We start from the raw sequence: 26656 nt of genomic DNA, 5'->3' as shown, positions 1-26656 counted from the left end.
GCCTGCTCGCGAAAGCGGCGGGTCAGTCAACATCATCGTTGAATGACACACCGTATTCGCGAGCAGGCTCGCTCCCACAAGTGGGATTTACTTAATATTCGAGATCGGCGCGCTTCAGGTAGACACCTTCCGAATTCATCGCCAACCGATACTTCAGTACATCCCCGGCATGCAATTTGATCTCCTGCGAACCCGGCGCAAGCATCCCCGGGTTGCAACCAGCGACTTGCCCCGGCAGCAACTTCAAGCGCAGCGAGACGGTGCCCGGCGGCAAGTTGAAGGAAATGCTCTGCTCCTGCAGCAGCCGCGCCGAGAGCTGGTCCTGGATATACACGCCGATCTCGCAGGAGGTCGACACCTCCAGGCGCTCGCGGGAAATAATCAGCACCGCGTAGTCCTCGCCGGCGGCTTGCACTTGAGGGATGGCGGCAAAGAGGCTGAGAAAGCCAAACAGGCTGAAAGCTGACCAGCGCATGGCTGAATCTCCTGAATTGAAGTCATTAATGTTCGCAGCTTGGCCGAGCGCGGCGCCGAATGCCAGCCCGGCAGTTAATTGAAGAACTTGACCTTGCCATCGTGGCAAGCTCGAAACTGCCGGCAACCTCACTCAAAGGAGTCATTCCATGCAAGTGTTCAACGTTCAAGGCATGTCCTGCGGTCACTGCGTCAAAGCCATCACCAGCGCGGTTCAGGCCAAAGATCCGGCGGCCAGCGTGCGGGTCGATCTGGCGGCGAAAGAGGTTGGCGTCGAAAGTGTGCTGAGCGCCGAGCAGGTGATCGAGGTCATCAGCGAAGAAGGCTATGCGGTAAAACTCGCCTGATAAGCCCCCTTCCTCGCCACATGTGATGGGTGTTTTTTGATTGTTAGCGAGCTATCGGAATGTTCAAGGCGTCCATGCGCAGCTAGACTGTCGGGCTGCCGACTTGCCAACCTGGATGCCTGATGAACTTCCGTACCATTCTGATTCTCGGTGCCTTGACCGCCTTCGGGCCCTTGGCGATCGATTTCTATTTACCTGCATTTCCGTCCATGGCGCTGGCGTTCGGCACCGACGAGAAACACGTGCAGATGACACTGGCGGCGTATTTCGCCGGCCTGTCGATCGGCCAGTTACTTTACGGCCCTGTGGCGGATCGTTTTGGCCGACGCATCCCGTTGCTGGTGGGGCTCACGCTGTTCACCCTGGCATCTTTGGCCTGCGCTTATGCGCCGAATCTGGAATGGCTGATCGGCGCGCGTTTCGTCCAGGCGTTGGGCGGTTGCGCGGGGATGGTGATTTCCCGCGCGGTGGTCAGCGACAAATGCGACGCAGTGGGCTCGGCGAAAGTCTTCTCGCAACTGATGCTGGTGATGGGCCTGGCACCGATTCTGGCGCCGATGCTCGGCGGCCTGCTGGTCAACACCACAGGCTGGCAGTCGATCTTTCTGGTGCTGACCGGGTTCAGCGCGCTGGCCGGATTGGCCGTGGCGTTGGGTCTGCCGGAAAGTATGCCGGCGCACATGCCGCGCCAACCGCTGTCCGGCGCATTGCGCCAGTACGGTCGCCTGCTCAAGGATCGGGTCTACCTCGGGCATGCCCTGACCGGTGGCATCGCCATTGCCGGGATGTTTGCCTACATCGCCGGTTCGCCGTTCATTTTCATCAAGCTGTATGGCGTGCCGGCCGAGCATTTCGGCTGGCTGTTCGGCACCAACGCGGCGGGCTTCATTCTCGTGGCGCAGGTCAATGCGCGGCTGTTGGCCAAGCGCGGGCCGGCGTTCCTGCTGTCACGGGCGGTCTGGGTCTATCTCGCGGCCGGGTTGACGCTGCTCGCGGTCAGCGCTTTGCACACCGAATCCTTGTGGCCGCTGCTGATTCCATTGTTCATCTGTGTGTCGAGCCTGGGCTGCATCAGCCCCAATGCCGCCGCTTGCGCGATGAACGGGCAGGGCGGCCGCGCCGGCAGCGCTTCGGCGTTGCTCGGTTGCATGCAGTTCAGCGTCGCGGCCGGGGCTTCAGCGTTGGTAGGGGTGTTGCACGACGGCACGGCTGTACCGATGGCGATCGTCATCAGTCTTTGCGGTGTGCTGGTGGTGAGCGTTGCGACGCTGACCCGTCGTCTGCAAAACGCCCGGGCGTTGGCGCAAGCTCAAGCCCAAGTCTAGAAAAACTCAGCCGGCAACGCGTTGCTGGCTGCGGTCGGGAATCTGATGAGGCGCGCAAAGTCGCGCTTCGAGGGTGCGGGTGAAAGCCAGTGCTTCGGCTTCACTGCGGAATGTCACGGCGTGTTGGTCCAGACGAACCTGCCATTGAGACTTTGCCACTTCTTTTATCAGGATCTTCATTGCTGACCTCCCTTGCGTAAAAGATGTATCGCAGAGGCTTCGATTGTAGTCCTGAATACGATCGCAATTATGACAACGATCAAGCATCGGACTGACGGCAAAAAAAATCGCAGCCGCGCCAACCGCTCTAGCGCTGGCGAAGGCTGCGACTCTGCAATTTTAGAAACTTTCTAAAACAATTTTCCCCTTGGCCTTGCCGCTCTCCAGCAGTTCATGCGCGCGGCGCAGGTTCGCCGCGTTGATCGTGCCGAAGTGCTCGCCGACCGTGGTTTTCAATGTCCCGGCATCGATCAGCTCGGCCACGCGGTTGAGCAGTTTGTGCTGTTCGATCATGTCCGGCGTCTCGAACAGCGAACGGGTGTACATGAACTCCCAGTGCAGCGACAGGCTCTTGCGCTTGAGTTTGCTGATGTCCAACGACTTCGGATCATCGATCAGCGCCAGTTTGCCTTGCGGTGCCAGGGCTTCGACCAGTTGATCCAGGTGCTGATCGGTCTGGGTCAGGCTGGCGACGTGGGTCACGTTGTCGATCCCGGCGCGCTTGAGCTCTTCGCTCAGCGGCTGGCTGTGGTCGATCACCAGATCGGCGCCCAGTTCTTTGACCCAGTCACGGGTCTGCTCGCGGGACGCGGTGCCGATGACGTTCAGGCCGGTCAATTGCTTGGCCAGTTGCGTCAGAATCGAACCCACACCCCCTGCCGCGCCGACAATCAGCAAGCTCTGGCCTTCAGCGCTTTTGCCTTCGCGGATTTGCAGACGCTCGAACAGCAGTTCCCACGCAGTAATCGCGGTCAGCGGCAGGGCGGCGGCTTCGGCGAAGCCCAGGGTTTTTGGCATATGGCCGACGATGCGCTCATCAACCACGTGCAGCTCACTGTTGCTGCCGGCACGGGCGATGGAGCCGGCGTAGAAGACCTTGTCGCCGGCCTTGAACAACGTCACTTCGCTGCCAACAGCCTTGACCACACCGGCGACGTCCCAACCCAGCACTTTCGCTGCGCCGTTTTCCGGGGCCACGTTCTGCCGCACTTTGGTGTCGACCGGGTTGACCGAGATGGCTTTGACCTCCACCAGCAAGTCGCGCGGGCCGGCGATCGGCTCTGGCAGTTCGATGTCTTGCAGGGCGTTGGCGTCGCTGATCGGCAGGGAGGCGTAATAGGCAATGGCTTTCATGAGTGGCTCCGTACAGGTAATAGAAGAAGGAATCAGGCAATCGCGCCGAGGCGCTTGAGCTGGAAGTGTTCGATGGTGTGGCCGGCAGTGGCCTGAAAATTCTCAAAGTGCGCGCTGGCGTTGTGGGCCTGCAGAACTTCCTCGCTGGCCCAGTGTTCGATCACATAGAAAACTTGCGGGTCGGCCAGATCGCGGTGCAGGTCGTACTGGCTGCAGCCAGTTTCGGCACGACTGGGTTCCACCAGTGCGCGCAGGCCTTGTTCGAGTAAATCTTGCTGGCCGGGTTTGGCGATCAGGGTGGCGATGGCAGTGAAGGGCTGGGACATGCTCGGCTCCAGAGAAGCGGGATGAATTCGATGGAGCGATGATTGGCTATTTCTCTGCGAGATAAAACCGGCTAAAAGAGCAGTCTCTTTCAATATTTTTTTGATAATCGAGGCTGAGAATGCTGCGTTTCGATGACTTGCAGTTGTTTGTCCGGGCGACGGATCTGGGCAGTCTGTCGGCGGCGGCGCGGGTCATGGACATGTCCGCCGCCGTCGCCAGTGCGGCGTTGAAGCGGATCGAGCAGCAACTTGGCGCACGCCTGTTGGCACGTTCGACGCGTAGCCTGCGCCTGACCGCCGAGGGCGAAGGCTTCCTTGAATATGCGCGCGCGGCGCTGAGCAATCTCGACGAGGGCCGGCGCTTGCTGGCCAGCGGGCAGGATCAGGTCAGTGGGGTGTTGCAACTGTCGGCGCCCTCGGATTTCGGTCGCAACCTGTTGCTGCCGTGGCTCGATGAGTTTCAGCGTGAGCATCCGAAGCTGACGGTGCGTCTGTTGCTCGGTGACCGGATCGCCGACCTGTTCCGCCAGCCGGTCGACATCGCGTTGCGCTACGGCGAGCCGGAAGACTCCAGCCTGGTCGCCTTGCCGATCGCCGCGGATAACCGTCGCGTGCTGTGTGCATCGCCGGTTTATCTGGCGCGGCATGGCGAGCCGCGCCAACTCGAACAACTGGCCCAGCACAATTGCTTGCTGTACATGCTCGGCAGCCGAGTGCACGACCATTGGAGTTTTCATGACGGCAAACGTGAGGTCGGCCTGACCGTCAGCGGCGACCGTTTCAGCGATGACGCCGACGTGGTGCGTTTATGGGCAGTGGCCGGGGCAGGCATTGCCTACAAATCCTGGCTGGACGTGGGCGCCGATGTGCTGGCCGGACGCCTCAAAGTGTTGCTTCCGGAACTGCTGTGTGAGCGTGCTCCACTGAATTTGTTGTGCGCCCATCGCGCCCAATTGAGTAAGCCGGTGAACCTGTTGAGGGAAATGCTCGCCAGCCGATGCGCTGAACTGAGTAGTCAATTTCCCGCTTTCCCGAGAGTTGATCATTAGTCGCAGGTAAATAGAGAAATTTCTGTCAGGAACAATCACCACCCGTGCAGGCCCCGGCGCAGGACGCGGCGTCCATCCCGCTTATACTAGCGCCCGCCTCATACCAGTACGCGAAGCTCGGCCCGGACGCCGACATACCGACCGGCCGCTGTTTAAATCATGGCCGCGCCGCGGCGGCGGGTTCGATGCCCAAGCGTGTTGTGTCAATGGCCTGCCTTGCTGCGGTTCATGGCATTTTGCGCGCCTTGGCCGATGCCCCGTTACTGGTCAAGATGTCTGCGAGCAGTAGACGATACGATTCCACAGGGAGTGAATACATGGAACATGCACCTTGCATCAGCCAGATCGCCACATTACTGGCCGATCCCAAGCGCAGCGCGATGATGTGGGCACTGATGGATGGCTCGGCCCGCCAATCCGAGGAGCTGGCGTTGCTGGCAGGGTTATCGCCGTCATCGGCGAGCGCGCATCTGGCACGGCTGTCCGCTGGCGGTCTGTTGAAGGTCGAAGTCCGTGGTCGCAAACGCTTTTTCCGGCTCTCGGCACCGGAGGTCGGCGCAGCCATCGAGGCGTTGGCCAGCGCCACCATCGCCAGTGCGCCGCGTGAAGTGGCCGAAGTGTTCAAGCGCACCACGCCCATGGTCAAACCGCAGGCAGCGCCTTCTTCGCTGTTACGCGCACGTTTTTGCGATGACCATCTGGGCGGCACCCTGGCGGCTGATCTGTATCAGCGACTGCTCGATGCCGGCTGGATCGAGCAACTCGAACAGCGCGTGGTGGTTACCCACAAAGGTGCGCAGCAGTTGGCCACTCGCGGGGTCTACATCCAGGCACTGGCTCATCGCAATGTTCAGGTGGCCTGCGCCTGCCCGGACTGGAGCGAGAGACGTCCACACATGGGCGGCTCCCTCGGCGCGGCGTTGCTGCAGTTGTTCATGCAATCGGGGTGGCTGACCTTGCCCAACGACTCGAGAGCGCTGCAATTGACCGCCACCGGGCAGCGCGAATTGCAACGGTTCGCTCAGGAAACCGAGCTGGAAATGGCGTTTTAGAGCATTCGTGTACGACGTCAGGACTCACGGCGTCGTCTACGACTGCGAACAGGTCGCATCCAGTACGACCTCTGAATCACCATCGCGCACACTCGATCCGGGGAATTTTCGGAGGGGGAGTTCGACATGGGTATTCAAGGCTTCAGCGCGGCAGAACGTCTGGAACGCTTGCCGCTGAGCGGTTATCACCGAATCATTTTCATCATCATTGCCCTGGCGTTTTTCTTCGACTCCATGGACCTGGCGATGATGACGTTCCTGCTCGGCTCGATCAAAGCCGAATTCGGCCTGAGCAGTGCGCAGGCAGGCTTGCTCGCCAGTTCGAGCTTTTTCGGCATGGTCGTGGGCGCATCGCTGTCGGGCCTGCTCGCCGACCGGTTCGGACGCAAACCGGTGTTCCAGTGGAGCATCGTGTTGTGGGGTGTCGCCAGTTACCTGTGCTCGACGGCGCAAACCGTCGAAATGCTTACGTTGTTCCGCATCCTGCTGGGGATCGGCATGGGCATGGAGTTTCCGATTGCCCAGTCGATGTTGTCGGAGCTGATTCCGGCGCAACGGCGCGGGCGCTACATCGCGTTGATGGACGGCTTCTGGCCGCTGGGGTTTGTCGCCGCCGGGGTGCTGTCGTATTTCTTGCTGCCGCTGATTGGCTGGCGCGACATCTTTCTGGTGTTGGCCGTGCCGGCGGTGTTTGTTCTGGCGATCCGTTTTTTCATTCCCGAATCACCGCGCTGGCTGGAGCAGGCCGGCAAGCATGAAGCGGCGGACAAGGTCTTGAGCGGGATCGAAACGCGGGTGCGCGCCTCGCTGGGTGGTGCGCGGCTGCCGGAGCCGATTCGCTTGCCGCGCACGGTTACGGCACCGGGCACTTTCTTCTCGGCGCTCCAGCAGATCTGGTCGCCACAGTATCGCCAGCGCACGACGATGATCTGGAGCCTGTGGTTTTTTGCGTTGCTGGGGTTTTATGGGCTGACGTCGTGGCTCAGTGCATTGCTGCAGCAGTCGGGGTTCGCCGTCACCCAGTCGGTGTATTACACCGTGCTGATTTCCCTGGGCGGGATTCCCGGGTTTTTGATGGCCGCGTGGCTGGTCGAACGCTGGGGGCGTAAACCGGTGTGCATCGTCACGTTGCTCGGCGGCGGGGTGATGGCGTTTCTCTACGGACAAAGCGCGGTGTTCGGTGGCAACGTGGCACTGCTGATCGGCACCGGGTTGTTGATGCAGTTTTTCCTGTTTGGCATGTGGGCGGTGCTCTACACCTACACGCCGGAGCTCTATCCAACGTCCGCACGGGCGACGGGCTCGGGGTTTGCCTCGGCCATTGGTCGCGTGGGTTCGTTGCTCGGGCCATTGGTGACCGGGCTGGTGTTCCCGATTACCGGGCAGGGCGGGGTGTTCGCGCTGGGCGCGGCGTGCTTTGCGATTGCGGCAGGGGTGGTGTGGTTGTTCGGGATGGAGACGCGGGGGAAAACCCTTGAGGAACTGACTGAGTCGACACAGATGTAAATGTGGGAGCGAGCCTGCTCGCGAAAGCGGAGTGTCATTAAACGACAATGTTAACTGACACTCCCTCTTCGCGAGCAGGCTCGCTCCCACAATGGTTATTCGCTGTTGCTTATGGTTTTACCAGGCGCGCATCGAGGCTGTTCTGCGCCAGGCGTTTGGCCTGATCCTGGGTCATGCCCAGATGCTCATGCAGCGCATAGAAGTTCTCGGTCACGTAACCGCCGAAATACGCCGGGTCATCGGAGTTCACCGTGACCTTCACGCCACGCTCGAGCATGTCGAGGATGTTGTGCTGCGACATATGATCGAACACGCAGAGTTTGGTGTTCGATAACGGGCACACGGTCAGCGGGATCTGCTCATCGATGATCCGCTGCATCAGACGCTCGTCTTCGATGGCGCGCACGCCATGGTCGATGCGCTGGATTTTCAGCAGGTCGATGGCTTCCCAGATGTACTCCGGCGGGCCTTCTTCGCCAGCGTGGGCCACGGTCAGGAAGCCTTCGTGGCGGGCACGATCGAACACGCGCTGGAACTTGCTCGGCGGGTGACCCATCTCGGAACTGTCCAGACCGACAGCGACGAACGCGTCACGGAACGGCAGCGCCTGATCGAGGGTTTTCTCGGCTTCTTCTTCGCTCAAGTGGCGCAGGAAGCTGAGGATCAAACCGCTGGTGATGCCCAGTTGCTGCTCGCCATCTTTCAGCGCCGCCGCGATACCGTTGAGCACCACTTCGAAGGGGATACCGCGGTCGGTGTGGGTCTGCGGGTCGAAGAACGGTTCGGTGTGAATCACGTTCTGTGCTTTGCAGCGCAGCAGGTAAGCCCAGGTCAGGTCGTAGAAATCCTGCGAGGTGCGCAACACGTCGGCGCCCTGGTAATACAGGTCGAGAAACTCCTGCAGGTTGTTGAAGGCGTAGGCCTTGCGCAGGGTTTCCACGTCGTTCCACGGCAGGGCGATCTTGTTGCGCTCGGCCAGGGCGAACAGCAGCTCGGGCTCCAGCGAGCCTTCCAGATGCAGGTGCAGTTCAGCCTTGGGCAAGGCGTTGAGCCAGTCGTACATATTCTTTTCTCATCAGGTGCAATGACGGCATTCTACAGATGCGCGCCGAAACAATTGGCAAAACCTGACCAAGCGATCGATCAAACGGCTTCCTGCTCACGGCGATAAGCGTAGGTATCGGCGAAGCGCGACAGCAGGAATTCGGCGCACGTGGTCGTCGGATATTTCGCCGGATGCTCTGCGTCCTGACAACCGGGCAGGCATTCGATGCGCGTGTCCGGGTGCGGCTCGGCGAAGAACGGCATCGAATAGCGATCCACCCCGAGCGGGCTGATCACCCGGTGCGGGGTCGAGCGATAACGGTCGTTGCTCCAGCGCGCCATCATGTCGCCGAGGTTGACCACGAAGGTGCCGTCGATGGGCGGCGCGTCGATCCATTCGCCCTGCACATTCTTGACCTGCAAGCCGCCGGCGCTGTCTTGGTAGAGCAGGGTGATGCAGCCGTAGTCGGTGTGCGCACCGGCGCCTTGCTGCTCGGCGGAACTGGCGGTATGGCGCGGTGGGTAATGGATCATGCGCAGGACGCTGACCGGATCAACGAAGCGGCTGTCGAAGAAATCGCGTTCGATGTTCAGCGCAATGGTCATCGCGCGCAGCAGGGTTTGCGCGAGGGCTTGCATGTCGAGGTAATGCTGTTCCATCAATTCAGCCCATCCTGCTTGCGCGGGATGACGGTTCGGCCCGCGCAACGGTTTTTCTGCGAGCACGTCCGGATGCTCGGCCGGCAGGTGCAGGCCCATGTCGAAGGTTTCTTTGAGGTCGCTGGGTTTACTCGGGTCGAGTTGCTCGGTGGCGATGGCGCCGTAGCCGCGATGATGGCGGGTCTGGGTGATGTCGATCTTGAGTTTTTCTGCTGCGGGCAGGGCAAAAAAACGCTGAGTCTGATCGAGCACCGCGTCGATGCGTTGCGCCGAAATCGGGTGACCCTTGATATAGAAAAAGCCCCACTCGCGGCAGGCGTGGTCGATTTGTTCAGCCACGGCAGGCCAGGCGTTTTCGTCGTCGGAATAGAGCGGGCTGATATCGATGATCGGAAGCTGATCCATACACAATCCTTGAATACGCTGAGTTTCCAATGTGGGAGCGAGCCTGCTCGCGAAGAGGGCGTGTCAGACAACATTTTTGTTTAGTGACACAGCGCTTTCGCGAGCAGGCTCGCTCCCACAGGGTTTTGTGTGGTGAATCGGAGATTTACTTCGGCATCTCAGCCTTCATGCCTTCAACGTAATAGTTCATCGACGCCAGCTCTGCATTCGTCGCGCTCACGCCTGCGGGGATTTTCTCCACGCCGGCCTGATCCTTGATCGGCCCGGTAAATGGCTGCAATGCACCGCTCTTGATGTCGGCAATGAGCTGCTCGGCCTCGGCTTTCACCGGCGCTGGCACCAGATCGCTGATCGGCAATTCAACCGTGCCTTCCTTCAGCCCGCCCCAATAATCCTGCGACTTCCATCTATGGTCGATCACGCTTTGCGTCGCCTGAATATAGTGCGGCGCCCAGTCGTTGACGATTGAAGTCAGCACTGCTTTCGGGCCGAAATGCGCCATGTCCGACGCGTAACCCACCGCGTATACCCCTCGACGCTCGGCGGCTTGAATCGGTGCCGGGCTGTCGGTGTGCTGGAACACCACGTCGACGCCCTGATCGATCAGCGCGTTGGCGGCATCGGCTTCCTTGCCTGGATCAAACCACGAGTTGACCCACACCACTTTGATCTCGGTGCCGGGGTTGTACTTGTTCAGCGCCAGTTGAATCGCGTTGATGTCGCGGATTACCTCGGGGATCGGGAACGAAGCGACGTAACCGATCTTTTTGGTCTTGGTCATCTTCGCCGCGAGGAAACCGCCGACGTAGCGACCCTCGTAAGTGCGCGCCAGATAGGTGCCGAGATTCTTGTCCTGTTTGTAGCCGGTGGCGTGTTCGAAGGTCACCTTGGGAAATTGCTTGGCGACTTTCAGCGTCGGGTTCATGTAGCCGAAGGAGGTGGTGAAGATCAGGTCGTAGTTGTCCTTGGCCATGTTGCGGATGACCCGCTCGGCGTCGGCGCCTTCAGCGACGTTTTCCACGTAGTTGGTGGTGATCTGAGTGCCGAGTTTCTCGGCGAGAGCCTTGCGCCCCTGCTCATGCTGATACGTCCAGCCGTGGTCACCGATCGGACCGATGTAGACGAAACCGACCTTCAGCGGATCGGCAGCGCTGGCGCTCAGACTGATCCCCAGGCCGAGGGCGGCGCACAGCAGTTTGTGCAGCGGACGTATTTGCATGAACTCGAACTCCATTTTGTTGTGTGTGGTCAGGGCCAATGCAAATTGCTGACCAACAGGACAACAAACAATCCGAAACCGAGGCGCGGCCTTCGCGAGCAAGCTCGCTCCCACATTGAAATGCGTTCACCTGTGGGAGCGAGCTTGCTCGCGAAGGGGCCGGCAGGGCCGATAAAAGTGCATGCCTGAAACCAGCTGCTATTGGTTGGTGCGCTAAGGTGTAACGAAACGTTAGCGCCGCCCCGCAGTCAGTAGCTCATTCGCACTCTTCGGCAAAAAGGCCCGCCATGTTCTCGATCCTCAAGCAAGAAAGCTTTCTGCTATTGGCCGTCATCGCCGCGTGCGTCGCCTATCCGCTGGAACACTGGCTGCTGCACAGCGGCCAGATCGTCGCGCTGATCGGCGGCCTGGTGCTGATCGCCTTCATCGTCGCCGCCTCGATGCGCGTCGCTCATCAGGCCGAACTGCTCGCGGAAAAAGTCGGCGACCCGTACGGCACGATGATCCTCACCCTCGCCGCCGTGCTGGTGGAAGTGGTGATCCTCGCGATCATGATGAGCAACGAAGCCTCGGCGACGCTGGTGCGCGACACGATCTATTCAGCGGTAATGCTCGACATCAACGGCATCCTCGGCCTCGCCGCGCTGATGGGCGGGATCAAGCATGGCGAGCAGTCCTACAACGACGATTCGGCGCGCAGCTACAGCGTGATGATCCTCACCGCCATGGGCGTGTCGATGGTGGTGCCGGAGTTTATTCCCGAGGCCAACTGGAAGATTTATTCGGCGTTCACCATCGGTGCGATGGTGGTGCTTTACGCGCTGTTTCTGCGCATGCAGGTCGGCCCGCACAGTTACTTTTTCAGCTACAGCTACCCGGACAAACGCCGCAAGAAAGAACCGGTCGAACAGGAGCCGAAGCCGGTCAGCCTGGCGTTGTCGATCGGCATTCTGGTGTTCGGTGTGGTGGTGATCGGCGCATTGGCCGAGGTGATGTCGAAGACCCTCGATCTGGGCCTGGAAGGCACGGGCGCTCCGCCGGTGATCACGGCGATTCTGGTGGCAGCGATTTCCGCAGCGCCGGAGATTCTGACCGCGTTGCGCGCGGCGTTGGCCAACCGTATGCAGTCGGTGGTGAACATTGCGATGGGCGCGTCACTGTCGACGGTGATTCTGACGGTGCCGGTGATGGAAGCGATGGCGCTGTACACCGGTCAGCCGTTTCAAATGGCAATGACACCGGTGCAGACGGTAATGATCTTTCTGACGTTGATCGTCAGCGCGATCAACCTCAATGACGGTGAGACCAATGCCATCGAAGGCATGACCCACTTTGTGTTGTTTGCGACCTTCATCATGCTGTCCCTGCTGGGCCTCTGAACCCGACGCAAAACAACTGTGGGAGCGAGCTTGCTCGCGAAAGCGGAGTATCAGTCAACTCAAGTACTGACTGACACGACGCCTTCGCGAGCAAGCTCGCTCCCACAGGGATTGGTGATCGGATCAGGTACCTGCGATCAACTGGCGCGCCGCCTGGCTGTGATCGGCGATCAAGCCTTTCAAATCCAGGCCTTCAACCTGGCCATCCACCACACGCCACTTGCCACCAATCATCACCCGATCCGCACGATCGGCACCGCACAACAGCAGCGCCGAAATCGGATCATGGCTGCCGGAGAAGCGCAGCTCATCGAGCTTGAACAACGCCAGATCCGCCTGCTTGCCCACGGCAATCTCACCAATATCGGTACGGCCCAACAAGCTCGCCGAACCCTTGGTCGCCCAGCCCAGCACGCGTTCCGGGGTGATCTTCTCGGCGCCATAACGCAGCCGCTGGATGTACAGCGCCTGACGCGCCTCCAGAATCATGTTCGAGGCATCGTTGGACGCCGAACCGTCGACGCCCAGACCAAACAGCGCACCCGCGTCAGTCAGATCGATACTCGGGCAAATGCCCGAGGCCAGACGCATGTTCGAACTCGGGCAATGGCAGATACCGGTACCAGCCTGACCGAGGCGAGCGATTTCGTCCGGGTTGAAGTGGATGCCGTGCGCCAACCACGTGCGCGGGCCGAGCCAGCCGACGCTGTCGAGATAATCGACGGTGCGCAGACCGAAACGCTGCAGGCAGAAATCCTCTTCATCGAGGGTTTCGGCGAGGTGAGTGTGCAGGCGCACGTCGAGCTTGTTCGCCAGTTCAGCGCTGGCCGACATGATTTCCGGGGTCACCGAGAACGGCGAGCACGGCGCCAGTGCGATCTGGATCTGCGCGCCGTCGCCACGCTCGTGGTACTCGTGAATCAGGCGCTGACTGTCGTCGAGAATCACCTGACCTTCCTGCACGGTCTGCTGCGGTGGCAGGCCGCCGTCCTTCTCACCGAGGCTCATCGATCCGCGAGTGAGCATCGCACGCATGCCCAGTTCACGGACGGTTTCGACTTGCACGTCGATGGCGTTTTCCAGGCCATCCGGGAACAGGTAGTGGTGGTCGGCAGCGGTGGTGCAACCGGACAGCAACAACTCAGCCAAAGCGACCTTGGTGGCGAGGGCGAGTTTCTCCGGGGTCAGGCGCGCCCACACCGGGTACAGGGTTTTCAGCCACGGGAACAACGGCTGATTGACCACCGGCGCCCAGGCGCGAGTCAGGGTTTGATAGAAGTGATGGTGAGTGTTGATCAGGCCCGGCAGGATCACATATTCACGGGCATCAAAGACTTCATTGCACGGCGCCGACGGCTGTTGGCCGGCGGCAAGCACTTCGACGATGACGCCGTCTTGCACGACAAGACCGCCACGGGCATCGAGCTCGTTGGAGGTGAAAATGGCGAGGGGATTTTTTAACCAGGTACGGGTCGCGGGCATGTTGCCGGCTCCTCTGAAAATGGGGTTCAGGGTTGCCAGCTCAGTGATGCCCTGTCTGCTGATCCAGGGTCGCCGCGGGGACGAGGTGCGCAGTGTCAAACAAAACGCCGCATCGGGCAAGCCCAACCCGACCATTCACCACACAACCCTTGTGGGAGCGAGCCTGCTCGCGAAGGCGCCGTATCAGATGGTAAATCTGTAGCTGACACACCGCATTCGCGAGCAGGCTCGCTCCCACATAGGGATCTTCAGTATTTACCAGGGAATCGTTTCACCCTTGTAGTTGATGAAGTGATGCCCACCCTTGCCGGTATACGCGTTCACCTGATCGACCAGCCCGCGAGTGCTGGTCTCGACATCAAGGTCCGCGCCTTCACCGCCCATATCGGTCTTCACCCAACCCGGGTGCAGCGACAACACCGTCAGCTTCTGCTCGCCCAATTGCGTGACAAAGCTGTTGGTCATCGAATTCAGCGCAGCCTTGCTCGCTTTGTACAACGCCAACTCAGGTGCGTCCGGCACCGTCACGCTGCCCAGCCCGGAACTCATGAACGCGAGCACGCCGCTGCCGTCACGAATCTGCCCGGCAAAACGCTGGGCCAGATTGATCGGCGCCACCGCGTTGGTGAAAAACAGCTGACCGACCTCAGCCAGTGTCGCGCCGCCCGGGGTCTGGTCAGCCGGGCCTTTGACCCCGGCGTTGACGAACAGCAGGTCGAAGGTTTCGCCTTTGAGCTGTTGGCTCAACGCGATGACCGCTTGCTGGTCATCCATGTCGAGCTTCTCGATTCGCACCTTGCCCAATGCTTCCAGAGCTTGAGCATTGGCAGGATTGCGCACGGTGGCGGTGACTTGCCAGCCGTCGGCCAGCAGGGTTTGCACCAGACCGAGGCCCAGGCCCCGGGAGGCGCCGATGATCAGTGCGTGTTTGGCAGACATGATGGGCTTCCTTGATGAATGAGGATCATGGATTCAATGGACAGGCCTGACCGAGGCGAAGTTGCAACTCCTGCCGCAGCGTGTCGAGTTCGCGCATGCGGGTTTCGATCAGTTGCAGTTTGTCGCGCAGCAACTGCGCCACGGCGTTGTCCGGATCGGGTGCGTTCCACAGCGCCGCGACGCTGTCGCCGATCTCGCCGAGGGTAAATCCCAGGCGCTGCGCGGTTTTGATATAGAGCACCAGTTGCACCATCTCCGGCGGATAGTCGCGATAACCGTTGGCACTGCGTTGCGCCGCGATCAATCCGCGCTGTTCATAGAAACGCAGGGTGTCACGGCTGACGGCGCTGGCCTGGGCTAATTCACCGATACGCATGCGGGCTCTCAAAACAGCTGTTGACCCTGGAGCATACTCCAGGCTTTACCGTGCTTGCTCCCTGAATTTCTGGAGCATGGATGATGTGGACTTCAACGCAGTATCGCAACGTGGTGCGCGGCAGTGCCTGGTATGACTTGATCGTCACGGCAGCGTTTGCCACGCCGTGGAGTTTTGCTTTTGTGCACGGGTTGTTGAGCGCACTGAATTTGCCGGGTGAGCTGCCGGCGTTTCAGCCTGTGCATATGTTGATGGCGAATTTGTTGGGTTCGTTGGTGTGTGTTTGGGCGGTGCTGCGGATTCGTGATCCACAGGCGCTTTATGGACGCTATGACGCTGTGGCGCGGTTTTTGTTTGCGGCTTGGCAGGGGTATGCCTTGCTGCACGGCGCCAGTTCGATATTGTTGGTTTTCCTGGTCTTCGAACTGGCGTGGGGCGTTGCTCAAGTATTGCCTGTGCGGACGCCTTCGCGAGCAAGCTCGCTCCCACAGGGGATCTGAGTGAACTCGGTCAACTGTGGGAGCGAGCTTGCTCGCGAAGAGCCCATTGAAATCACCGCACTAATGCCCCGCCTGCCAAGGCTGCCCAAGCGAAACCGGCGCATACAACCGCGTCCGCAGCGCATCCCGCGACAACAGCACCAACACCACAATCGTCGCCACGTACGGCAGCATCGCCAGCAAACTCGACGGAATCGCCAGCCCCAACCCCTGCGCCACCAAATGCAGGATGCTGGCGAGTCCAAACAAATAAGCCCCGAGCAACAAACGCCACACCCGCCAACTGGCAAACACCACCAGCGCCAAGGCAATCCAGCCACGCCCGGCGGTCATGTTTTCCGCCCACATCGGCGTATACGCCAGCGACAAATAAGCCCCGGCCAACCCGGCCATCGCCCCGCCAAACAGCACCGCCAGCGTACGCACGGTCAACACCGGCAGCCCCATTGCACTCGCCGCATCCGGGTTCTCGCCGACCGCTTGAATGATCAGCCCGACACGACTTTTGATGATCACCCAAGCCACCAGCGCAAACAGTGCGAACGACAGGTACACCAGCAAATCCTGCGCGAACAACATCCGCCCAATCAACGGAATCTCACTCAAATAAGGAATCGCCAACGGCTCAAAACCGGCCAGCGGTTTCCCGACCCAGGCCGCGCCGACAAACGTCGACAGCCCGACACCAAAAATCGTCAGCGCCAGCCCGGTCGCCACCTGATTGGCGTTGAACACCAGCGCCACCAGCGCAAACAGCGACGACAACAGCATCCCGGCCAACATCGCCAGCAATACGCCCAGCCACAGGTTGCCGCTGTTCAGCGCGACGATAAAACCGATCACCGCGCCAAACAGCATCATCCCTTCCTGCCCGAGGTTGAGCACGCCGCTCTTTTCGCAGATCAATTCACCCAGCGCCACCAGCAACAGCGGTGTGCCGCAACGCACCATGGCGTAGAAAATATTACTCAACAGGTCGATATCCATCACAGCGCTCCGGCGGTTACGGCAGTGGTCGACGTGCGCTTCACCCAGCGCAGGTTCAGGCGTGGCCGATAGAGAATCAGCACGTCACAGGCGAGCAGGAAAAACAGCATCATTCCCTGGAACAACTGGGTGATCGCCTGCGGCAGATTCATCGTCATTTGCGCGCTCTCGCCACCGATGTACAGCAGCGCCATCAGCAGGCTTGAGAACAAAATCCCGATCGGATTGAGGCGCCCGAGAAATGCCACGGTGATCGCTGCATACCCATAACCCGGGGACACCTGCGGCACCAACTGGCCAATCGGCCCGGTGACTTCGCAGACACCGGCGAGCCCGGCCAAGCCGCCGCTGATCAATAGTGCCAGCCAGATCAAACGCTTCTCGCGAAAACCGACAAACCCCGCCGCACGCTTGTCCAGCCCAAGCACTTTGATCTGGAAACCGACAAAACTTTTCTGCAGCAACACCCACACCGCAACCAGCGCGAGCAGGGCGAAATATACCCCGGCGTGCACACGACCATCCTCCATCAACAGCGGCAAACGGCTGGCGTCACCGAACATCGCCGATTCGGGAAAGTTGAACCCGGCCGGATCCTTCAACGGCCCGTGCACACAGAACAGCAGCAGGTTCAACGCGATGTAATTGAGCATGATGCTGGTGAGGATTTCGTTGGCGTTGAAGCGCGTGCGCAACCATGCGGTGAGCCCGGCCCACGCCGCCCCGGCGAGGGTGCCAGTCAGCAGAATCAACACCAGCGCCCAACGGCTTTGCATGTCGATGATGTTCACCGCCAACGCACTGCCGGCCAGCGCGCCGAGAAGCAATTGCCCCTCTGCGCCGATGTTCCAGATCCGCGCCTGATACGCCACCGCCAGACCCAAAGCGCAAAGCAGAATCGGCAACGCTTTGACCAGCAATTCGGAGACGCCATACATATCGCTGACCGGTGCAATCAGCAGCGTGTGCAAGGTTTGCAGCGGGTCGTGGCCGAGGGCGATAAACAGCAGCGAGCCGCAGCCAAGTGTCAGCGCCGCCGCCAGTAACGGCGAGCACCACAGCATCACACGCGATTGCTGGCCACGGGGTTCGAGGGAAAGCAGCATGAGTAAAACTCCGTTAAACCGTGGCGGCAGAAGGTGGGTTGTCGAACTGGCCGGCCATCCAGCCGCCGACGTCGCTGAGCTGTGTATCGCCGGTGTTGTGCAGTGCTGACAGACGTCCACCGCACAAGGCGCCGAGGCGGTCGCTGATCTGGAAGAGTTCGTCGAGGTCTTCGGAAATCACCAGGATCGCCGCGCCGGCATCGCGCAACGCGATTAACGCACGGTGAATGGTCGCGGCAGCACCGACGTCGACGCCCCAGGTCGGGTGCGCAGCGATCAGCAGTTTCGGTTGCTGAAGGATTTCCCGGCCGAGGATGAATTTCTGCAGATTGCCGCCGGACAAACTGCGCGCAGCGGTTTGCGTGTCCGGGGTTTTCACGCCGAAGCGCTGAATGATCTGTTGGGCGAGGGCTTCGACTTTGCCGCGTTCGATCAAACCGTGGCTGACCAAGCCTTGCTGGAAAGCGCTGAGCAGGGCGTTGTCCGCCAGACTCAACTCCGGCACCGCGCCGTGACCGAGACGCTCCGCAGGCACGAACGCCAAGCCGAGTTTGCGTCGCGCATCCGGGCGTAGGTCAGCAACGGGCTGCTCAGCAAACCGGATGGTTGCGGCTTCGGCCCCAGGCAAGGTCTGTTCGCCGCTGAGCAGGGCGAGCAACTCATCCTGACCATTACCGGCAACGCCGGCGATGCCGACGATTTCACCGCTGCGCACCTGCACATCAATGTCAGTCAGCGAGCAACCAAATGGATCCGGGTTGTGCCAGCTCAAGCCCTTCACCTGCAAAAACGCCGCGCCGCCGCTGACCTTCGGATAGTCACCGATCAGCGCCGCCGCTTCGCCAACCATCAACTGCGCCAACTGCTGATCCGAGCATTCGGCCGGCACGCAATGCCCGGCCACGCGGCCGCCGCGCAAAACTGTCGCGCTGTGACACAGCGCCCGTACTTCACCGAGCTTATGGCTGATGAATAGAATGCTGCAGCCCTCGACGGCGAGTCGGCGCAGAGTGATAAACAATTCGTCGGCCTCTTGCGGCGTCAGCACCGACGTCGGTTCGTCGAGAATCAGCAGACGGATGTCTTGCATCAGGCAGCGAATAATTTCCACGCGTTGACGTTCGCCAATCGACAGGCTGTGGACAAGTCGCTCCGGCTCCAGCGCCATGCCATAACGGCGCGACACTTCGCGAATCTTCGGTGCCAGTTGTTTCGGCGTGCCAGCCTTTGCGCCCATCGCCAGTGCGATGTTCTGCGCGACGCTGAGGGTTTCGAACAGCGAGAAATGCTGGAACACCATACCGATGCCCAACTGTCGCGCCTGCGCCGGGTTACGGATACTGACCCGTTGACCTTGCCAGAGCACTTCCCCGGCATCGGCCTGAGTGACGCCGTAGATGATCTTCATCAGCGTGCTTTTGCCCGCGCCGTTTTCGCCGAGCAGGGCATGGATTTCCCCGGGTGCGATGCTCAGGTCGATGGCGTCATTGGCCAGACAACCGGGGTAGCTTTTGCTGATGTGGCGCAGTTGCAGGCGCGGGATTACGGGAGCGATTGGCATGACAGGCTCGACTTGCTTGGAGTTGTGCCTGTGGATAAAGCAATTTCCTGGCCATTGAGTCAGGAACCCGAGTGGGCTGCGTGTGTGGACGCGTGCTGCAGAGCATCACGTTACTGATCACGCGCGGGCCCGGCACCAAATCAGAGCAAAGCCTTTGATCGGGCTCCAGTTTTGCCCGTCGGCAACTGATCAAAAAACGAGCAACCGCGTGGGAGCTAGGCAGAATCTGCGACTGCGGCGGTCATGAACGGCTTATCCACAGGTTGCTCCACAGTTATTGTGTGCAAGCCGAAACGCCGGGCATAAGCACTGTGGTGCTTTCTTCTAATGGTGCTAAACGTCGCTAACTGATTGTTTCTGTTTGAATTTTACGTTTCGTCGGGTGAATTGAACGAAAAGTGAACAAACCGCGCAAAGCCACGTGACAGAAGGGTTGCAGCGTTATGTGCTCAGGTTATCCACAGTCGGGTGCACAGCAGATGTGGGCAACTCGCGGGAATAAGCCAATCGAGTGATGCCCTAAAAGATCGCAACGCCTCAGCGCTGGAGCAAAATCCGCCCACGGCTCAAATCGGCCAACTGACTTTGCAGCAAATCGATCTGCGCAGCGCCTACCGCCAACTGCAATTCGACGCCGTTTGCGGTGAAGTTTTCCGCCACTACCAAGCCACCGAGATCGGCTACGCGCAACTTCACCAACGCCAACTCGGCAAACCCGCAAGCGCAACTCAATGGCACCCGGCTGATCAACTCAAGCTTGGCCGCCGTTTGCAGGCACTTGTTCGCGCCCCCGCCATACGCCCGGGCCAAACCGCCAGTACCGAGTTGAATGCCGCCGTACCAACGAATCACCAGCACCGCGACCTGGTCGCAATCCTGCGCTTCAATCGCCGCCAGAATCGGTCGTCCAGCCGTGCCGCCCGGCTCGCCGTCGTCATTGCTGCGATATTGATCGCCGAGTTTCCACGCCCAGCAGTTGTGCGAGGCATTCAAGTCACTGTGCTGTTCGAAGAACACCTGGGCCTCGGCAGGGCTGCCGATCGGCGCGGCGAAGGTAATAAAGCGGCTTTTGCGAATCTCTTCGCGGTACTCGCAAAAACCGCTGAGGGTGAAAGGCATAAACGTCTTATAGAGGAGGAGTGAGGCCGCAGCCTTTGAGGATGATGCGGATCAGGTTGTTGCCGGCGTCTTCCATGTCCTGTTTGGTCAGCTTGCTGCGACCGCTGACGCGACAGATCTGCGTAGCGAAGTCGGCGTAATGCTGGGTGCTGCCCCACAACAGGAAGATCAGGTGCACCGGATCGACGGGGTCCATTTTGCCCGCATCGATCCATGCCTGAAACACCGCCGCACGGCCGGTGAACCAGGCGCGGTAATCCTGATTGAAATATTCGCTGAGGCATTCGCCGCCGCTGATGACTTCCATCGCAAAGATCCGCGAGGCCTGCGGCTGGCGACGGGAGAATTCCATCTTGGCGCGGATGTAGCGGGTCAGCGCTTCGGCCGGATCGTCCTCGGCGGTGAGGGTATTAAAGGTGCTGTCCCACAACTCGATGATGTTGCTCAGCACCGCCACGTACAAACCGAGTTTGTTGGTGAAGTAGTAATGCAGGTTCGCCTTGGGCAACCCGGCATTCTGCGCGATGGTGTTCATGCTGGTGCCTTTGTACCCGTGACGGGCGAACTCGTCTTCGGCGGCTTTGAGGATGGTCTCTTCGTTCTTCTGACGAATGCGGCTGGCGGGTTTGCCGCCATGGGCAGGGACTTCAAAGGTCATAGGCACTTCCGGGTTTGTCTGTGGGTGCAACCAGTTGCGTTGATAGCGCACCCACAGAGATCCGACAAGTCCTTGCGCGATAAAACCGTTACGCCTGTTCGATCTTGTTCAGCGGCGCGTGTGCTTCAGTGGCTTCGGTTTTCGACTCCGGCAGCAACAGGCAGAGGATGATTGCGGTCAGGCCACCGCTGGTGATTGCCGAGTCGAACAGGTTTTGCACCAGTTTCGGCAGCAGGTGCAGCAGGTTCGGTTGCGCGGCGATGCCCAGGCCGACGCCGAACGACGTGGCGATGATCAACATGCTGCGTCGATCCAGCGGCGACTGCGCGAGGATACGCACGCCGGCAGCGGCCACCGCACCGAACATCACCAGGGTCGCGCCGCCGAGTACCGGTTTCGGAATCTGTTGCAGCACCGCGCCGATCATCGGAAAGAGGCCGAGACAAAACAGGATCGCGCCGATGTACAAACCAACGTAGCGGCTGGCGACGCCGGTCAGCTGGATCACGCCGTTGTTCTGCGCAAACGTGGTGTTGGGGAAAGCGCTGAAGGTCGCGGCGATCATGCAGCTCACACCATCACCGAGCACGCCACCGCGCAGGCGACTTATATAAGAAGGGCCGCTGATCGGTTGGCGCGCGAGCATGCAATTGGCCGTGAGGTCGCCGACGGTTTCGATGGTGCTGATCAGATAAATCAGCGCGACGGGCAGGAAAGCCGTCCAGTCGAAGCTGAATCCGAACTTGAAGGGCGTGGGAAAACTTACCAGCGGCAAATCAGGCAACGGCTGCGGCACCAGTTTCCCACTGAACCACGCGGCCAGACTGCCGAGCAGCAAACCGATGATGATCGCCGACAGACGCACCCAAGGCGTGTTCGAGCGGTTGAGCAGAATGATCGTCAGCAACACAAACACGCCCAGCGCCAGATTGCCTGGCGCGCCGAAGTCCGCTGCATTGAAACCACCGCCGAGATCAGTGATGCCGACCTTGATCAGACTGATGCCGATCAGGGTGATAACGATCCCGGTTACCAGCGGCGTAACGACGCGGCGTAATTGACCGATGAAACGGCTAAGGACGATCTGCACGATCGCGCCGAAAAAACACACGCCGAAGATCATCGCGAGAATGTCTTCCGGGCTGCCGCCACGTTGCTTGACCAGAAATCCGGCCGACAGCACCGCGCCGAGAAAGGCGAAACTGGTGCCCTGTAAACAGATCATCCCCGCGCCAATCCCGAACGGCCGCCGCGCCTGAATAAAGGTGCCGACCCCCGAGACCATCAACGCCATGCTGATCAGGTACGGCAGATACGCGGTCAGCCCGAGGGCCGAACCGATCACCAGCGGCGGGGTAATGATGCCGACAAAACTGGCAAGCACGTGTTGCAGCGCGGCAAGGGTGGCGGCGAGTGGTTTGGGGCGGTCGTTGAGGCCGTAGATCAGGTCGCTGGACGGTGCGGAATCTGGCTGCATGGCTTAAGACTTCTTGTTGAAGGATCGGGGTTGATCCTGTGTTGCAAAAAGCTGTCCACTTGCTCAGGTTATTCACCAATTTTGTCGTTAAGGACCAATGCTGCTGGGCCTTGAAGCGTATTTCAGCGCGTCGCCGCGAGGCTTTCGAGAAAGCTTTCCAGCACCAAATGAGGGCGGCGACCCTTGCGCGTGACCGATGCGAGGCTCAGGTCATAGAAACGCGTTTTGGCTTTCAGCGCACGCAAGCGTCCTTGTTGCACCCACAGACTGGCGTAGTGATCCGGCAGGTAACCGATGTAGCGTCCGGTCAAAATCAAAAACGCCATGCCCTCACGGTCAGAAGCACTGGCCGTGCAATTGAGCGCCTGGTAGTGCGCCTGAATATCCGCCGGTAAACGAAACGTCGGCGCAATCGCGTCCTGGCTGTTCAGGCGCTCGTCATCCAGTTGCTTGTCATCGACATAAAACAGCGGATGGCCCACCGCGCAGTAAAGTAGCGAACGCTCGCTGTACAGCGGCTGATATTCCAGTCCCGACAACGCACTGGCCTGTGGCACCACGCCGACATGCAGGCGTCCATCAAGTACGCCTTGCTCGACTTCATTCGGCGCAATCATGCGGATCTGGATCTGCACATCCGGGCCGCGCTCCTTCAACTGGGCGAGGGCGTGGGTGATGCGCATGTGGGGCAGGGTGACGAGGTTGTCGGTCAGCCCGATGATCAGCTCACCGCGCAAATGCTGGTGCAGGCCGTTGACCTCAGTGCGGAAGCTTTCCAGCGCACTTAATAGTTGTAGCGCCGACTGATACACCTCGCGACCTTCTTCGGTCAGTGAAAACCCGGCGCGACCACGCTGGCACAGACGCAAACCGAGGCGCTGCTCCAGATCGCTCATCTGTTGGCTGATCGCCGAGCGACCGATGCCGAGCACGGTTTCCGCCGCCGAGAAACCACCGCATTCCACCACGCTGCGAAAAATCCGCAGCAGGCGAATATCAAAGTCACTGACCTGGGCCAGCGGATCGGCGCGGCGGCTGCTCATCTTATTGTTCTCATTGTTTAGCAAAGTTCTAACTGAAGGTTAGAAGAGTTGAATTTCACCGACTTTATCGCCGTGGCAATTTAGCTGCAACAACGCTTTTTATCTCCCTGACGCTTATGCCCTGCGAGGTTTTGCCCGATGAACATGCCTGAAAACGCGCCGTCGCCACTGGCCAGCCAACTGAAGCTGGACGCGCACTGGATGCCGTACACCGCCAACCGTAACTTCCAGCGCGATCCGCGTCTGATCGTTGGCGCTGAAGGCAGCTGGCTGATCGACGACAAAGGCCGCCGGGTATACGACTCGCTGTCCGGTCTGTGGACCTGCGGCGCTGGCCACACCCGCAAGGAAATTCAGGAAGCGGTCTCCAAGCAGTTGGGCACCCTCGATTACTCGCCGGGCTTCCAGTATGGCCATCCGCTGTCGTTCCAACTGGCCGAGAAAATCACCGAGCTGACCCCGGGCAACCTCAACCACGTGTTCTTCACTGACTCGGGTTCCGAGTGCGCTGACACTGCGGTGAAAATGGTCCGTGCCTACTGGCGCCTGAAAGGTCAGGCGACCAAAACCAAAATGATTGGCCGTGCCCGTGGTTACCACGGCGTGAACATCGCCGGCACCAGCCTCGGCGGCGTCAATGGCAACCGCAAACTGTTCGGTCAGGCGATGATGGATGTCGATCACTTGCCGCACACGCTGCTGGCGAGCAATGCGTTCTCCCGTGGCATGCCGGAGCAGGGCGGTATCGCTTTGGCCGATGAACTGCTGAAGCTGATCGAGTTGCACGATGCTTCGAACATTGCTGCGGTATTCGTTGAACCAATGGCCGGTTCCGCTGGCGTACTGGTGCCGCCACAGGGTTACCTGAAGCGTCTGCGCGAGATCTGCGATCAGCACAACATCCTGTTGGTGTTCGACGAAGTGATCACCGGTTTCGGCCGTACCGGCAACATGTTCGGCGCCGACACCTTTGGCGTCACCCCGGACCTGATGTGCATCGCCAAGCAAGTCACCAACGGCGCGATCCCGATGGGCGCGGTGATTGCCAGCTCCGAGATCTATCAGACCTTCATGAACCAGCCGACGCCGGAATACGCCGTGGAATTCCCGCATGGTTACACCTATTCGGCGCACCCGGTGGCGTGCGCCGCTGGCCTGGCAGCACTCGACCTGCTGCAAAAGGAAAGCCTGGTGCAGAGCGTCGCTGAAGTTGCGCCGCATTTTGAAAACGCGCTCCACGGTCTGAAAGGTTCGAAGAACGTTATCGACATCCGTAACTTCGGCCTGGCCGGTGCCATTCAGATTGCCCCGCGTGACGGTGACGCCATCGTGCGCCCGTTCGAAGCGGGCATGGCCCTGTGGAAAGCCGGGTTCTACGTGCGCTTCGGCGGCGACACCCTGCAGTTCGGCCCAACCTTCAACAGCAAGCCGCAAGACCTTGATCGTCTGTTCGACGCGGTCGGCGAAGTGCTGAACAAGCTCGACTGATTTTTCCTTCTATATAGCTATGCAAATAGCAGGCGCTCCTTGTGGGCGTCTGCGCACAAGAATTCAGGAGTTTTCGATGAGCGTTATCCCGCATTTGATCAATGGCGAACTGGTGACCGAGAACGGTCGCGCGGTTGATGTGTTCAACCCGTCCACCGGTCAGGCTATCCACAAGTTGCCACTGGCGAGCCAGGCAACCATCCAGAAAGCCATCGATGCCGCCAAGGCTGCGTTCCCGGCCTGGCGCAACACGCCGCCGGCCAAACGTGCCCAGGTGATGTTCCGCTTCAAGCAATTGCTGGAGCAGAACGAGGCGCGTATCTCGCAACTGATCAGCGAAGAGCACGGCAAGACCCTGGAGGACGCTGCCGGTGAATTGAAGCGCGGTATCGAGAACGTCGAGTTTGCCTGCGCAGCGCCAGAAATCCTCAAGGGCGAGTACAGCCGCAACGTCGGCCCGAACATCGATGCATGGTCGGACTTCCAGCCGCTGGGCATTGTCGCCGGTATCACCCCGTTCAACTTCCCGGCCATGGTGCCGCTGTGGATGTACCCACTGGCGATCGTCTGCGGCAACTGCTTTATCCTCAAGCCGTCCGAGCGTGACCCAAGCTCGACACTGCTGATCGCTCAGTTGCTACTCGAAGCCGGTTTGCCGAAGGGCGTGATGAGCGTGGTGCACGGTGACAAGACTGCGGTTGACGCGCTGATCGAAGCGCCGGAAGTCAAAGCGCTGAGCTTCGTCGGCTCGACGCCGATTGCCGAGTACATCTATGCCGAAGGCACCAAGCGCGGCAAACGCGTGCAGGCACTGGGCGGCGCGAAGAACCATGCGGTGTTGATGCCGGATGCCGATCTGGACAACGCAGTCAGCGCACTGATGGGGGCCGCGTACGGTTCGTGCGGCGAGCGCTGCATGGCGATTTCGGTTGCCGTGTGTGTGGGCGACCAGGTGGCGGACGCATTGGTAGCGAAACTGGTACCACAGATCAAGGCGCTGAAAATTGGTGCCGGCACTTCGTGCGGTCTGGACATGGGCCCACTGGTAACCGGTCAGGCGCGCGACAAGGTCAGCGGCTATGTTGATGACGGCGTGGCGGCGGGCGCGACCCTGGTGGTCGACGGTCGTGGTTTCAGCGTGGCCGGTCATGAAGAAGGCTTCTTCCTCGGTGGCTGCCTGTTCGACAACGTCACCCCGGAAATGCGCATCTATAAAGAAGAGATCTTCGGCCCGGTATTGTGCATCGTCCGCGTGAACAGCCTGGAAGAGGCGATGCAACTGATCAACGATCACGAATACGGCAACGGCACCTGCATCTTCACCCGTGACGGTGAAGCGGCGCGTCTGTTCTGCGACGAGATCGAAGTCGGCATGGTTGGCGTCAACGTGCCGCTGCCGGTGCCGGTGGCTTACCACAGCTTCGGCGGCTGGAAGCGTTCGCTGTTTGGCGACCTGCACGCTTATGGTCCGGACGGTGTGCGCTTCTATACCCGTCGCAAGGCGATCACTCAGCGCTGGCCGCAGCGTGCCAGCCATGAGGCTTCGCAGTTCGCCTTTCCTAGCTTGTAAGTAGAAGGGCAGAAGGCCGACCTCATTGAGGTCGGCCTTCGTGTTTTCGGGGTTTTTTGACCGATGTGACAGAATTATGAAAATAGGTGTTGACGGCAGATTTCAGATGTCTATAATTCGCCCCACTTCCGGCGCAGTCGAAACGGAAAACTCCTTGATATTCAATGAGTTATGCAGGTTTTGGCAGCAAGTTGCTTCAGTTCATCGAAGC

General features: G+C 60.1%; 26 protein-coding genes. 9 read left to right on the top strand and 17 right to left on the bottom strand.

The window, feature by feature from the left end; all coding sequences use genetic code 11:
• Positions 1-91 precede the first annotated feature (91 nt).
• Entirely contained in the window at positions 92-475 is a 384-nt protein-coding gene (locus A8O26_RS13415) for a hypothetical protein (RefSeq protein WP_064118457.1), read from the bottom strand.
• A gap of 148 nt (positions 476-623) precedes the next feature.
• On the opposite strand from A8O26_RS13415, the gene A8O26_RS13410 reads away from it, so the two are divergent.
• The gene (locus A8O26_RS13410; protein WP_064118456.1) at positions 624-821 is read left to right on the top strand and encodes a cation transporter; all 198 of its coding nucleotides are present in this window, start codon (positions 624-626) and stop codon (positions 819-821) included.
• Between the two features lie 122 nt (positions 822-943).
• Positions 944-2146: a multidrug effflux MFS transporter gene (locus A8O26_RS13405; RefSeq protein WP_064118455.1), complete on the top strand. Its 1203-nt coding sequence runs from the start codon at positions 944-946 to the stop codon at positions 2144-2146.
• A 6-nt stretch (positions 2147-2152) separates the two neighbouring features.
• Here A8O26_RS13405 and A8O26_RS29955 read toward each other — a convergent pair whose 3' ends face one another.
• The 3 genes from A8O26_RS29955 to A8O26_RS13395 form a co-directional block, all read right to left on the bottom strand.
• Positions 2153-2326 (bottom strand): hypothetical protein, encoded by a 174-nt coding sequence (locus tag A8O26_RS29955; RefSeq protein ID WP_172828159.1) that lies wholly within the window; start codon positions 2324-2326, stop codon positions 2153-2155.
• Between the two features lie 159 nt (positions 2327-2485).
• Positions 2486-3499 carry a zinc-binding alcohol dehydrogenase family protein gene (locus tag A8O26_RS13400; protein ID WP_064118454.1) on the bottom strand — a complete coding sequence of 338 codons (1014 nt, stop codon included), beginning with the start codon at positions 3497-3499 and terminating at the stop codon, positions 2486-2488.
• Between the two features lie 32 nt (positions 3500-3531).
• On the bottom strand, positions 3532-3825 hold the full coding sequence (locus tag A8O26_RS13395) for a putative quinol monooxygenase (RefSeq protein ID WP_064118453.1): 294 nt from the start codon (positions 3823-3825) through the stop codon (positions 3532-3534).
• Positions 3826-3944: 119 nt separating this feature from the next.
• Here A8O26_RS13395 and A8O26_RS13390 point away from each other — a divergent pair, with 119 nt between their 5' ends.
• The 3 genes from A8O26_RS13390 to A8O26_RS13380 all read left to right on the top strand — a co-directional run bounded on the left by A8O26_RS13390 (position 3945) and on the right by A8O26_RS13380 (position 7432).
• The gene (locus tag A8O26_RS13390; protein ID WP_064118452.1) at positions 3945-4874 is read left to right on the top strand and encodes a LysR family transcriptional regulator; all 930 of its coding nucleotides are present in this window, start codon (positions 3945-3947) and stop codon (positions 4872-4874) included.
• 317 nt (positions 4875-5191) lie between these two features.
• Positions 5192-5926 carry an ArsR/SmtB family transcription factor gene (locus A8O26_RS13385; RefSeq protein WP_064118451.1) on the top strand — a complete coding sequence of 245 codons (735 nt, stop codon included), beginning with the start codon at positions 5192-5194 and terminating at the stop codon, positions 5924-5926.
• Positions 5927-6052: 126 nt separating this feature from the next.
• Entirely contained in the window at positions 6053-7432 is a 1380-nt protein-coding gene (locus tag A8O26_RS13380; protein ID WP_064118450.1) for an MFS transporter, read from the top strand.
• A 109-nt stretch (positions 7433-7541) separates the two neighbouring features.
• Here A8O26_RS13380 and A8O26_RS13375 read toward each other — a convergent pair whose 3' ends face one another.
• The 3 genes from A8O26_RS13375 to A8O26_RS13365 form a co-directional block, all read right to left on the bottom strand.
• A complete protein-coding gene (locus A8O26_RS13375; RefSeq protein WP_008082147.1) occupies positions 7542-8495 on the bottom strand; it encodes an adenosine deaminase in 954 nt (317 codons plus the stop codon).
• Positions 8496-8575: 80 nt separating this feature from the next.
• Positions 8576-9541, bottom strand: a complete 966-nt coding sequence (locus tag A8O26_RS13370) for a 2-oxoglutarate and iron-dependent oxygenase domain-containing protein (protein WP_064118449.1) — start codon at positions 9539-9541, stop codon at positions 8576-8578.
• A gap of 145 nt (positions 9542-9686) precedes the next feature.
• Positions 9687-10760 carry a BMP family ABC transporter substrate-binding protein gene (locus A8O26_RS13365; RefSeq protein ID WP_064118448.1) on the bottom strand — a complete coding sequence of 358 codons (1074 nt, stop codon included), beginning with the start codon at positions 10758-10760 and terminating at the stop codon, positions 9687-9689.
• A gap of 287 nt (positions 10761-11047) precedes the next feature.
• Here A8O26_RS13365 and A8O26_RS13360 point away from each other — a divergent pair, with 287 nt between their 5' ends.
• Positions 11048-12139: a calcium:proton antiporter gene (locus A8O26_RS13360; protein WP_064118447.1), complete on the top strand. Its 1092-nt coding sequence runs from the start codon at positions 11048-11050 to the stop codon at positions 12137-12139.
• 123 nt (positions 12140-12262) lie between these two features.
• Here the strand turns inward: A8O26_RS13360 and A8O26_RS13355 are convergent, their stop codons facing one another.
• The 3 genes from A8O26_RS13355 to A8O26_RS13340 form a co-directional block, all read right to left on the bottom strand.
• Entirely contained in the window at positions 12263-13621 is a 1359-nt protein-coding gene (locus A8O26_RS13355) for an 8-oxoguanine deaminase (protein ID WP_064118446.1), read from the bottom strand.
• 255 nt (positions 13622-13876) lie between these two features.
• Positions 13877-14563: an SDR family oxidoreductase gene (locus A8O26_RS13345; RefSeq protein WP_155740659.1), complete on the bottom strand. Its 687-nt coding sequence runs from the start codon at positions 14561-14563 to the stop codon at positions 13877-13879.
• A 22-nt stretch (positions 14564-14585) separates the two neighbouring features.
• The gene (locus A8O26_RS13340) at positions 14586-14936 is read right to left on the bottom strand and encodes a MerR family transcriptional regulator (RefSeq protein WP_064118443.1); all 351 of its coding nucleotides are present in this window, start codon (positions 14934-14936) and stop codon (positions 14586-14588) included.
• An 83-nt stretch (positions 14937-15019) separates the two neighbouring features.
• Here A8O26_RS13340 and A8O26_RS13335 point away from each other — a divergent pair, with 83 nt between their 5' ends.
• A complete protein-coding gene (locus A8O26_RS13335; RefSeq protein WP_064118458.1) occupies positions 15020-15436 on the top strand; it encodes a hypothetical protein in 417 nt (138 codons plus the stop codon).
• A 60-nt stretch (positions 15437-15496) separates the two neighbouring features.
• Here A8O26_RS13335 and A8O26_RS13330 read toward each other — a convergent pair whose 3' ends face one another.
• From A8O26_RS13330 to A8O26_RS13300, 7 genes are all read right to left on the bottom strand, one after another.
• Positions 15497-16423: an ABC transporter permease gene (locus A8O26_RS13330; protein ID WP_064118442.1), complete on the bottom strand. Its 927-nt coding sequence runs from the start codon at positions 16421-16423 to the stop codon at positions 15497-15499.
• Positions 16423-17529, bottom strand: a complete 1107-nt coding sequence (locus tag A8O26_RS13325; protein ID WP_064118441.1) for an ABC transporter permease — start codon at positions 17527-17529, stop codon at positions 16423-16425. Before A8O26_RS13325 ends, A8O26_RS13330 begins: the two co-directional genes overlap by 1 nt.
• 13 nt (positions 17530-17542) lie before the next feature.
• Positions 17543-19090: an ABC transporter ATP-binding protein gene (locus A8O26_RS13320; protein ID WP_064118440.1), complete on the bottom strand. Its 1548-nt coding sequence runs from the start codon at positions 19088-19090 to the stop codon at positions 17543-17545.
• A 537-nt stretch (positions 19091-19627) separates the two neighbouring features.
• Positions 19628-20209: an IMPACT family protein gene (locus tag A8O26_RS13315; protein WP_064118439.1), complete on the bottom strand. Its 582-nt coding sequence runs from the start codon at positions 20207-20209 to the stop codon at positions 19628-19630.
• A 7-nt stretch (positions 20210-20216) separates the two neighbouring features.
• Positions 20217-20867, bottom strand: coding sequence for a TetR/AcrR family transcriptional regulator (locus A8O26_RS13310; RefSeq protein WP_038360732.1), 651 nt, complete (start codon positions 20865-20867; stop codon positions 20217-20219).
• 88 nt (positions 20868-20955) lie between these two features.
• On the bottom strand, positions 20956-22344 hold the full coding sequence (locus tag A8O26_RS13305) for a uracil-xanthine permease family protein (RefSeq protein WP_064118438.1): 1389 nt from the start codon (positions 22342-22344) through the stop codon (positions 20956-20958).
• Between the two features lie 122 nt (positions 22345-22466).
• A complete protein-coding gene (locus A8O26_RS13300) occupies positions 22467-23387 on the bottom strand; it encodes a LysR family transcriptional regulator (RefSeq protein WP_064118437.1) in 921 nt (306 codons plus the stop codon).
• Positions 23388-23525: 138 nt separating this feature from the next.
• On the opposite strand from A8O26_RS13300, the gene A8O26_RS13295 reads away from it, so the two are divergent.
• Together A8O26_RS13295 and A8O26_RS13290 are read left to right on the top strand one after the other, a co-directional pair.
• Positions 23526-24875 (top strand): aspartate aminotransferase family protein, encoded by a 1350-nt coding sequence (locus A8O26_RS13295; RefSeq protein ID WP_064118436.1) that lies wholly within the window; start codon positions 23526-23528, stop codon positions 24873-24875.
• A gap of 76 nt (positions 24876-24951) precedes the next feature.
• Complete coding sequence (locus A8O26_RS13290) at positions 24952-26445, top strand: CoA-acylating methylmalonate-semialdehyde dehydrogenase (protein WP_064118435.1); 1494 nt, start codon at positions 24952-24954, stop codon at positions 26443-26445.
• Positions 26446-26656 lie beyond the last annotated feature (211 nt).

The organism is Pseudomonas fluorescens (genome assembly GCF_001648775.1).
Lineage (GTDB): Bacteria > Pseudomonadota > Gammaproteobacteria > Pseudomonadales > Pseudomonadaceae > Aquipseudomonas > Aquipseudomonas fluorescens_M.
This window is presented reverse-complemented; position numbering and strand designations above follow the sequence as displayed.

Coding starts and splice junctions, on each gene's coding strand:
- A8O26_RS13315 (WP_064118439.1), bottom strand. CDS start 20,209: ATGCCTTTCACCCTCAGCGGTTTTTGCGAGTACCGCGAAGAGATTCGC.
- A8O26_RS13400 (WP_064118454.1), bottom strand. CDS start 3,499: ATGAAAGCCATTGCCTATTACGCCTCCCTGCCGATCAGCGACGCCAAC.
- A8O26_RS13365 (WP_064118448.1), bottom strand. CDS start 10,760: ATGCAAATACGTCCGCTGCACAAACTGCTGTGCGCCGCCCTCGGCCTG.
- A8O26_RS13410 (WP_064118456.1), top strand. CDS start 624: ATGCAAGTGTTCAACGTTCAAGGCATGTCCTGCGGTCACTGCGTCAAA.
- A8O26_RS13340 (WP_064118443.1), bottom strand. CDS start 14,936: ATGCGTATCGGTGAATTAGCCCAGGCCAGCGCCGTCAGCCGTGACACC.
- A8O26_RS29955 (WP_172828159.1), bottom strand. CDS start 2,326: ATGAAGATCCTGATAAAAGAAGTGGCAAAGTCTCAATGGCAGGTTCGT.
- A8O26_RS13325 (WP_064118441.1), bottom strand. CDS start 17,529: ATGCTGCTTTCCCTCGAACCCCGTGGCCAGCAATCGCGTGTGATGCTG.
- A8O26_RS13375 (WP_008082147.1), bottom strand. CDS start 8,495: ATGTACGACTGGCTCAACGCCTTGCCCAAGGCTGAACTGCACCTGCAT.
- A8O26_RS13405 (WP_064118455.1), top strand. CDS start 944: ATGAACTTCCGTACCATTCTGATTCTCGGTGCCTTGACCGCCTTCGGG.
- A8O26_RS13415 (WP_064118457.1), bottom strand. CDS start 475: ATGCGCTGGTCAGCTTTCAGCCTGTTTGGCTTTCTCAGCCTCTTTGCC.
- A8O26_RS13355 (WP_064118446.1), bottom strand. CDS start 13,621: ATGCCCGCGACCCGTACCTGGTTAAAAAATCCCCTCGCCATTTTCACC.
- A8O26_RS13295 (WP_064118436.1), top strand. CDS start 23,526: ATGAACATGCCTGAAAACGCGCCGTCGCCACTGGCCAGCCAACTGAAG.
- A8O26_RS13390 (WP_064118452.1), top strand. CDS start 3,945: ATGCTGCGTTTCGATGACTTGCAGTTGTTTGTCCGGGCGACGGATCTG.
- A8O26_RS13335 (WP_064118458.1), top strand. CDS start 15,020: ATGTGGACTTCAACGCAGTATCGCAACGTGGTGCGCGGCAGTGCCTGG.
- A8O26_RS13290 (WP_064118435.1), top strand. CDS start 24,952: ATGAGCGTTATCCCGCATTTGATCAATGGCGAACTGGTGACCGAGAAC.
- A8O26_RS13305 (WP_064118438.1), bottom strand. CDS start 22,344: ATGCAGCCAGATTCCGCACCGTCCAGCGACCTGATCTACGGCCTCAAC.
- A8O26_RS13380 (WP_064118450.1), top strand. CDS start 6,053: ATGGGTATTCAAGGCTTCAGCGCGGCAGAACGTCTGGAACGCTTGCCG.
- A8O26_RS13395 (WP_064118453.1), bottom strand. CDS start 3,825: ATGTCCCAGCCCTTCACTGCCATCGCCACCCTGATCGCCAAACCCGGC.
- A8O26_RS13320 (WP_064118440.1), bottom strand. CDS start 19,090: ATGCCAATCGCTCCCGTAATCCCGCGCCTGCAACTGCGCCACATCAGC.
- A8O26_RS13360 (WP_064118447.1), top strand. CDS start 11,048: ATGTTCTCGATCCTCAAGCAAGAAAGCTTTCTGCTATTGGCCGTCATC.
- A8O26_RS13330 (WP_064118442.1), bottom strand. CDS start 16,423: ATGGATATCGACCTGTTGAGTAATATTTTCTACGCCATGGTGCGTTGC.
- A8O26_RS13385 (WP_064118451.1), top strand. CDS start 5,192: ATGGAACATGCACCTTGCATCAGCCAGATCGCCACATTACTGGCCGAT.
- A8O26_RS13370 (WP_064118449.1), bottom strand. CDS start 9,541: ATGGATCAGCTTCCGATCATCGATATCAGCCCGCTCTATTCCGACGAC.
- A8O26_RS13300 (WP_064118437.1), bottom strand. CDS start 23,387: ATGAGCAGCCGCCGCGCCGATCCGCTGGCCCAGGTCAGTGACTTTGAT.
- A8O26_RS13310 (WP_038360732.1), bottom strand. CDS start 20,867: ATGACCTTTGAAGTCCCTGCCCATGGCGGCAAACCCGCCAGCCGCATT.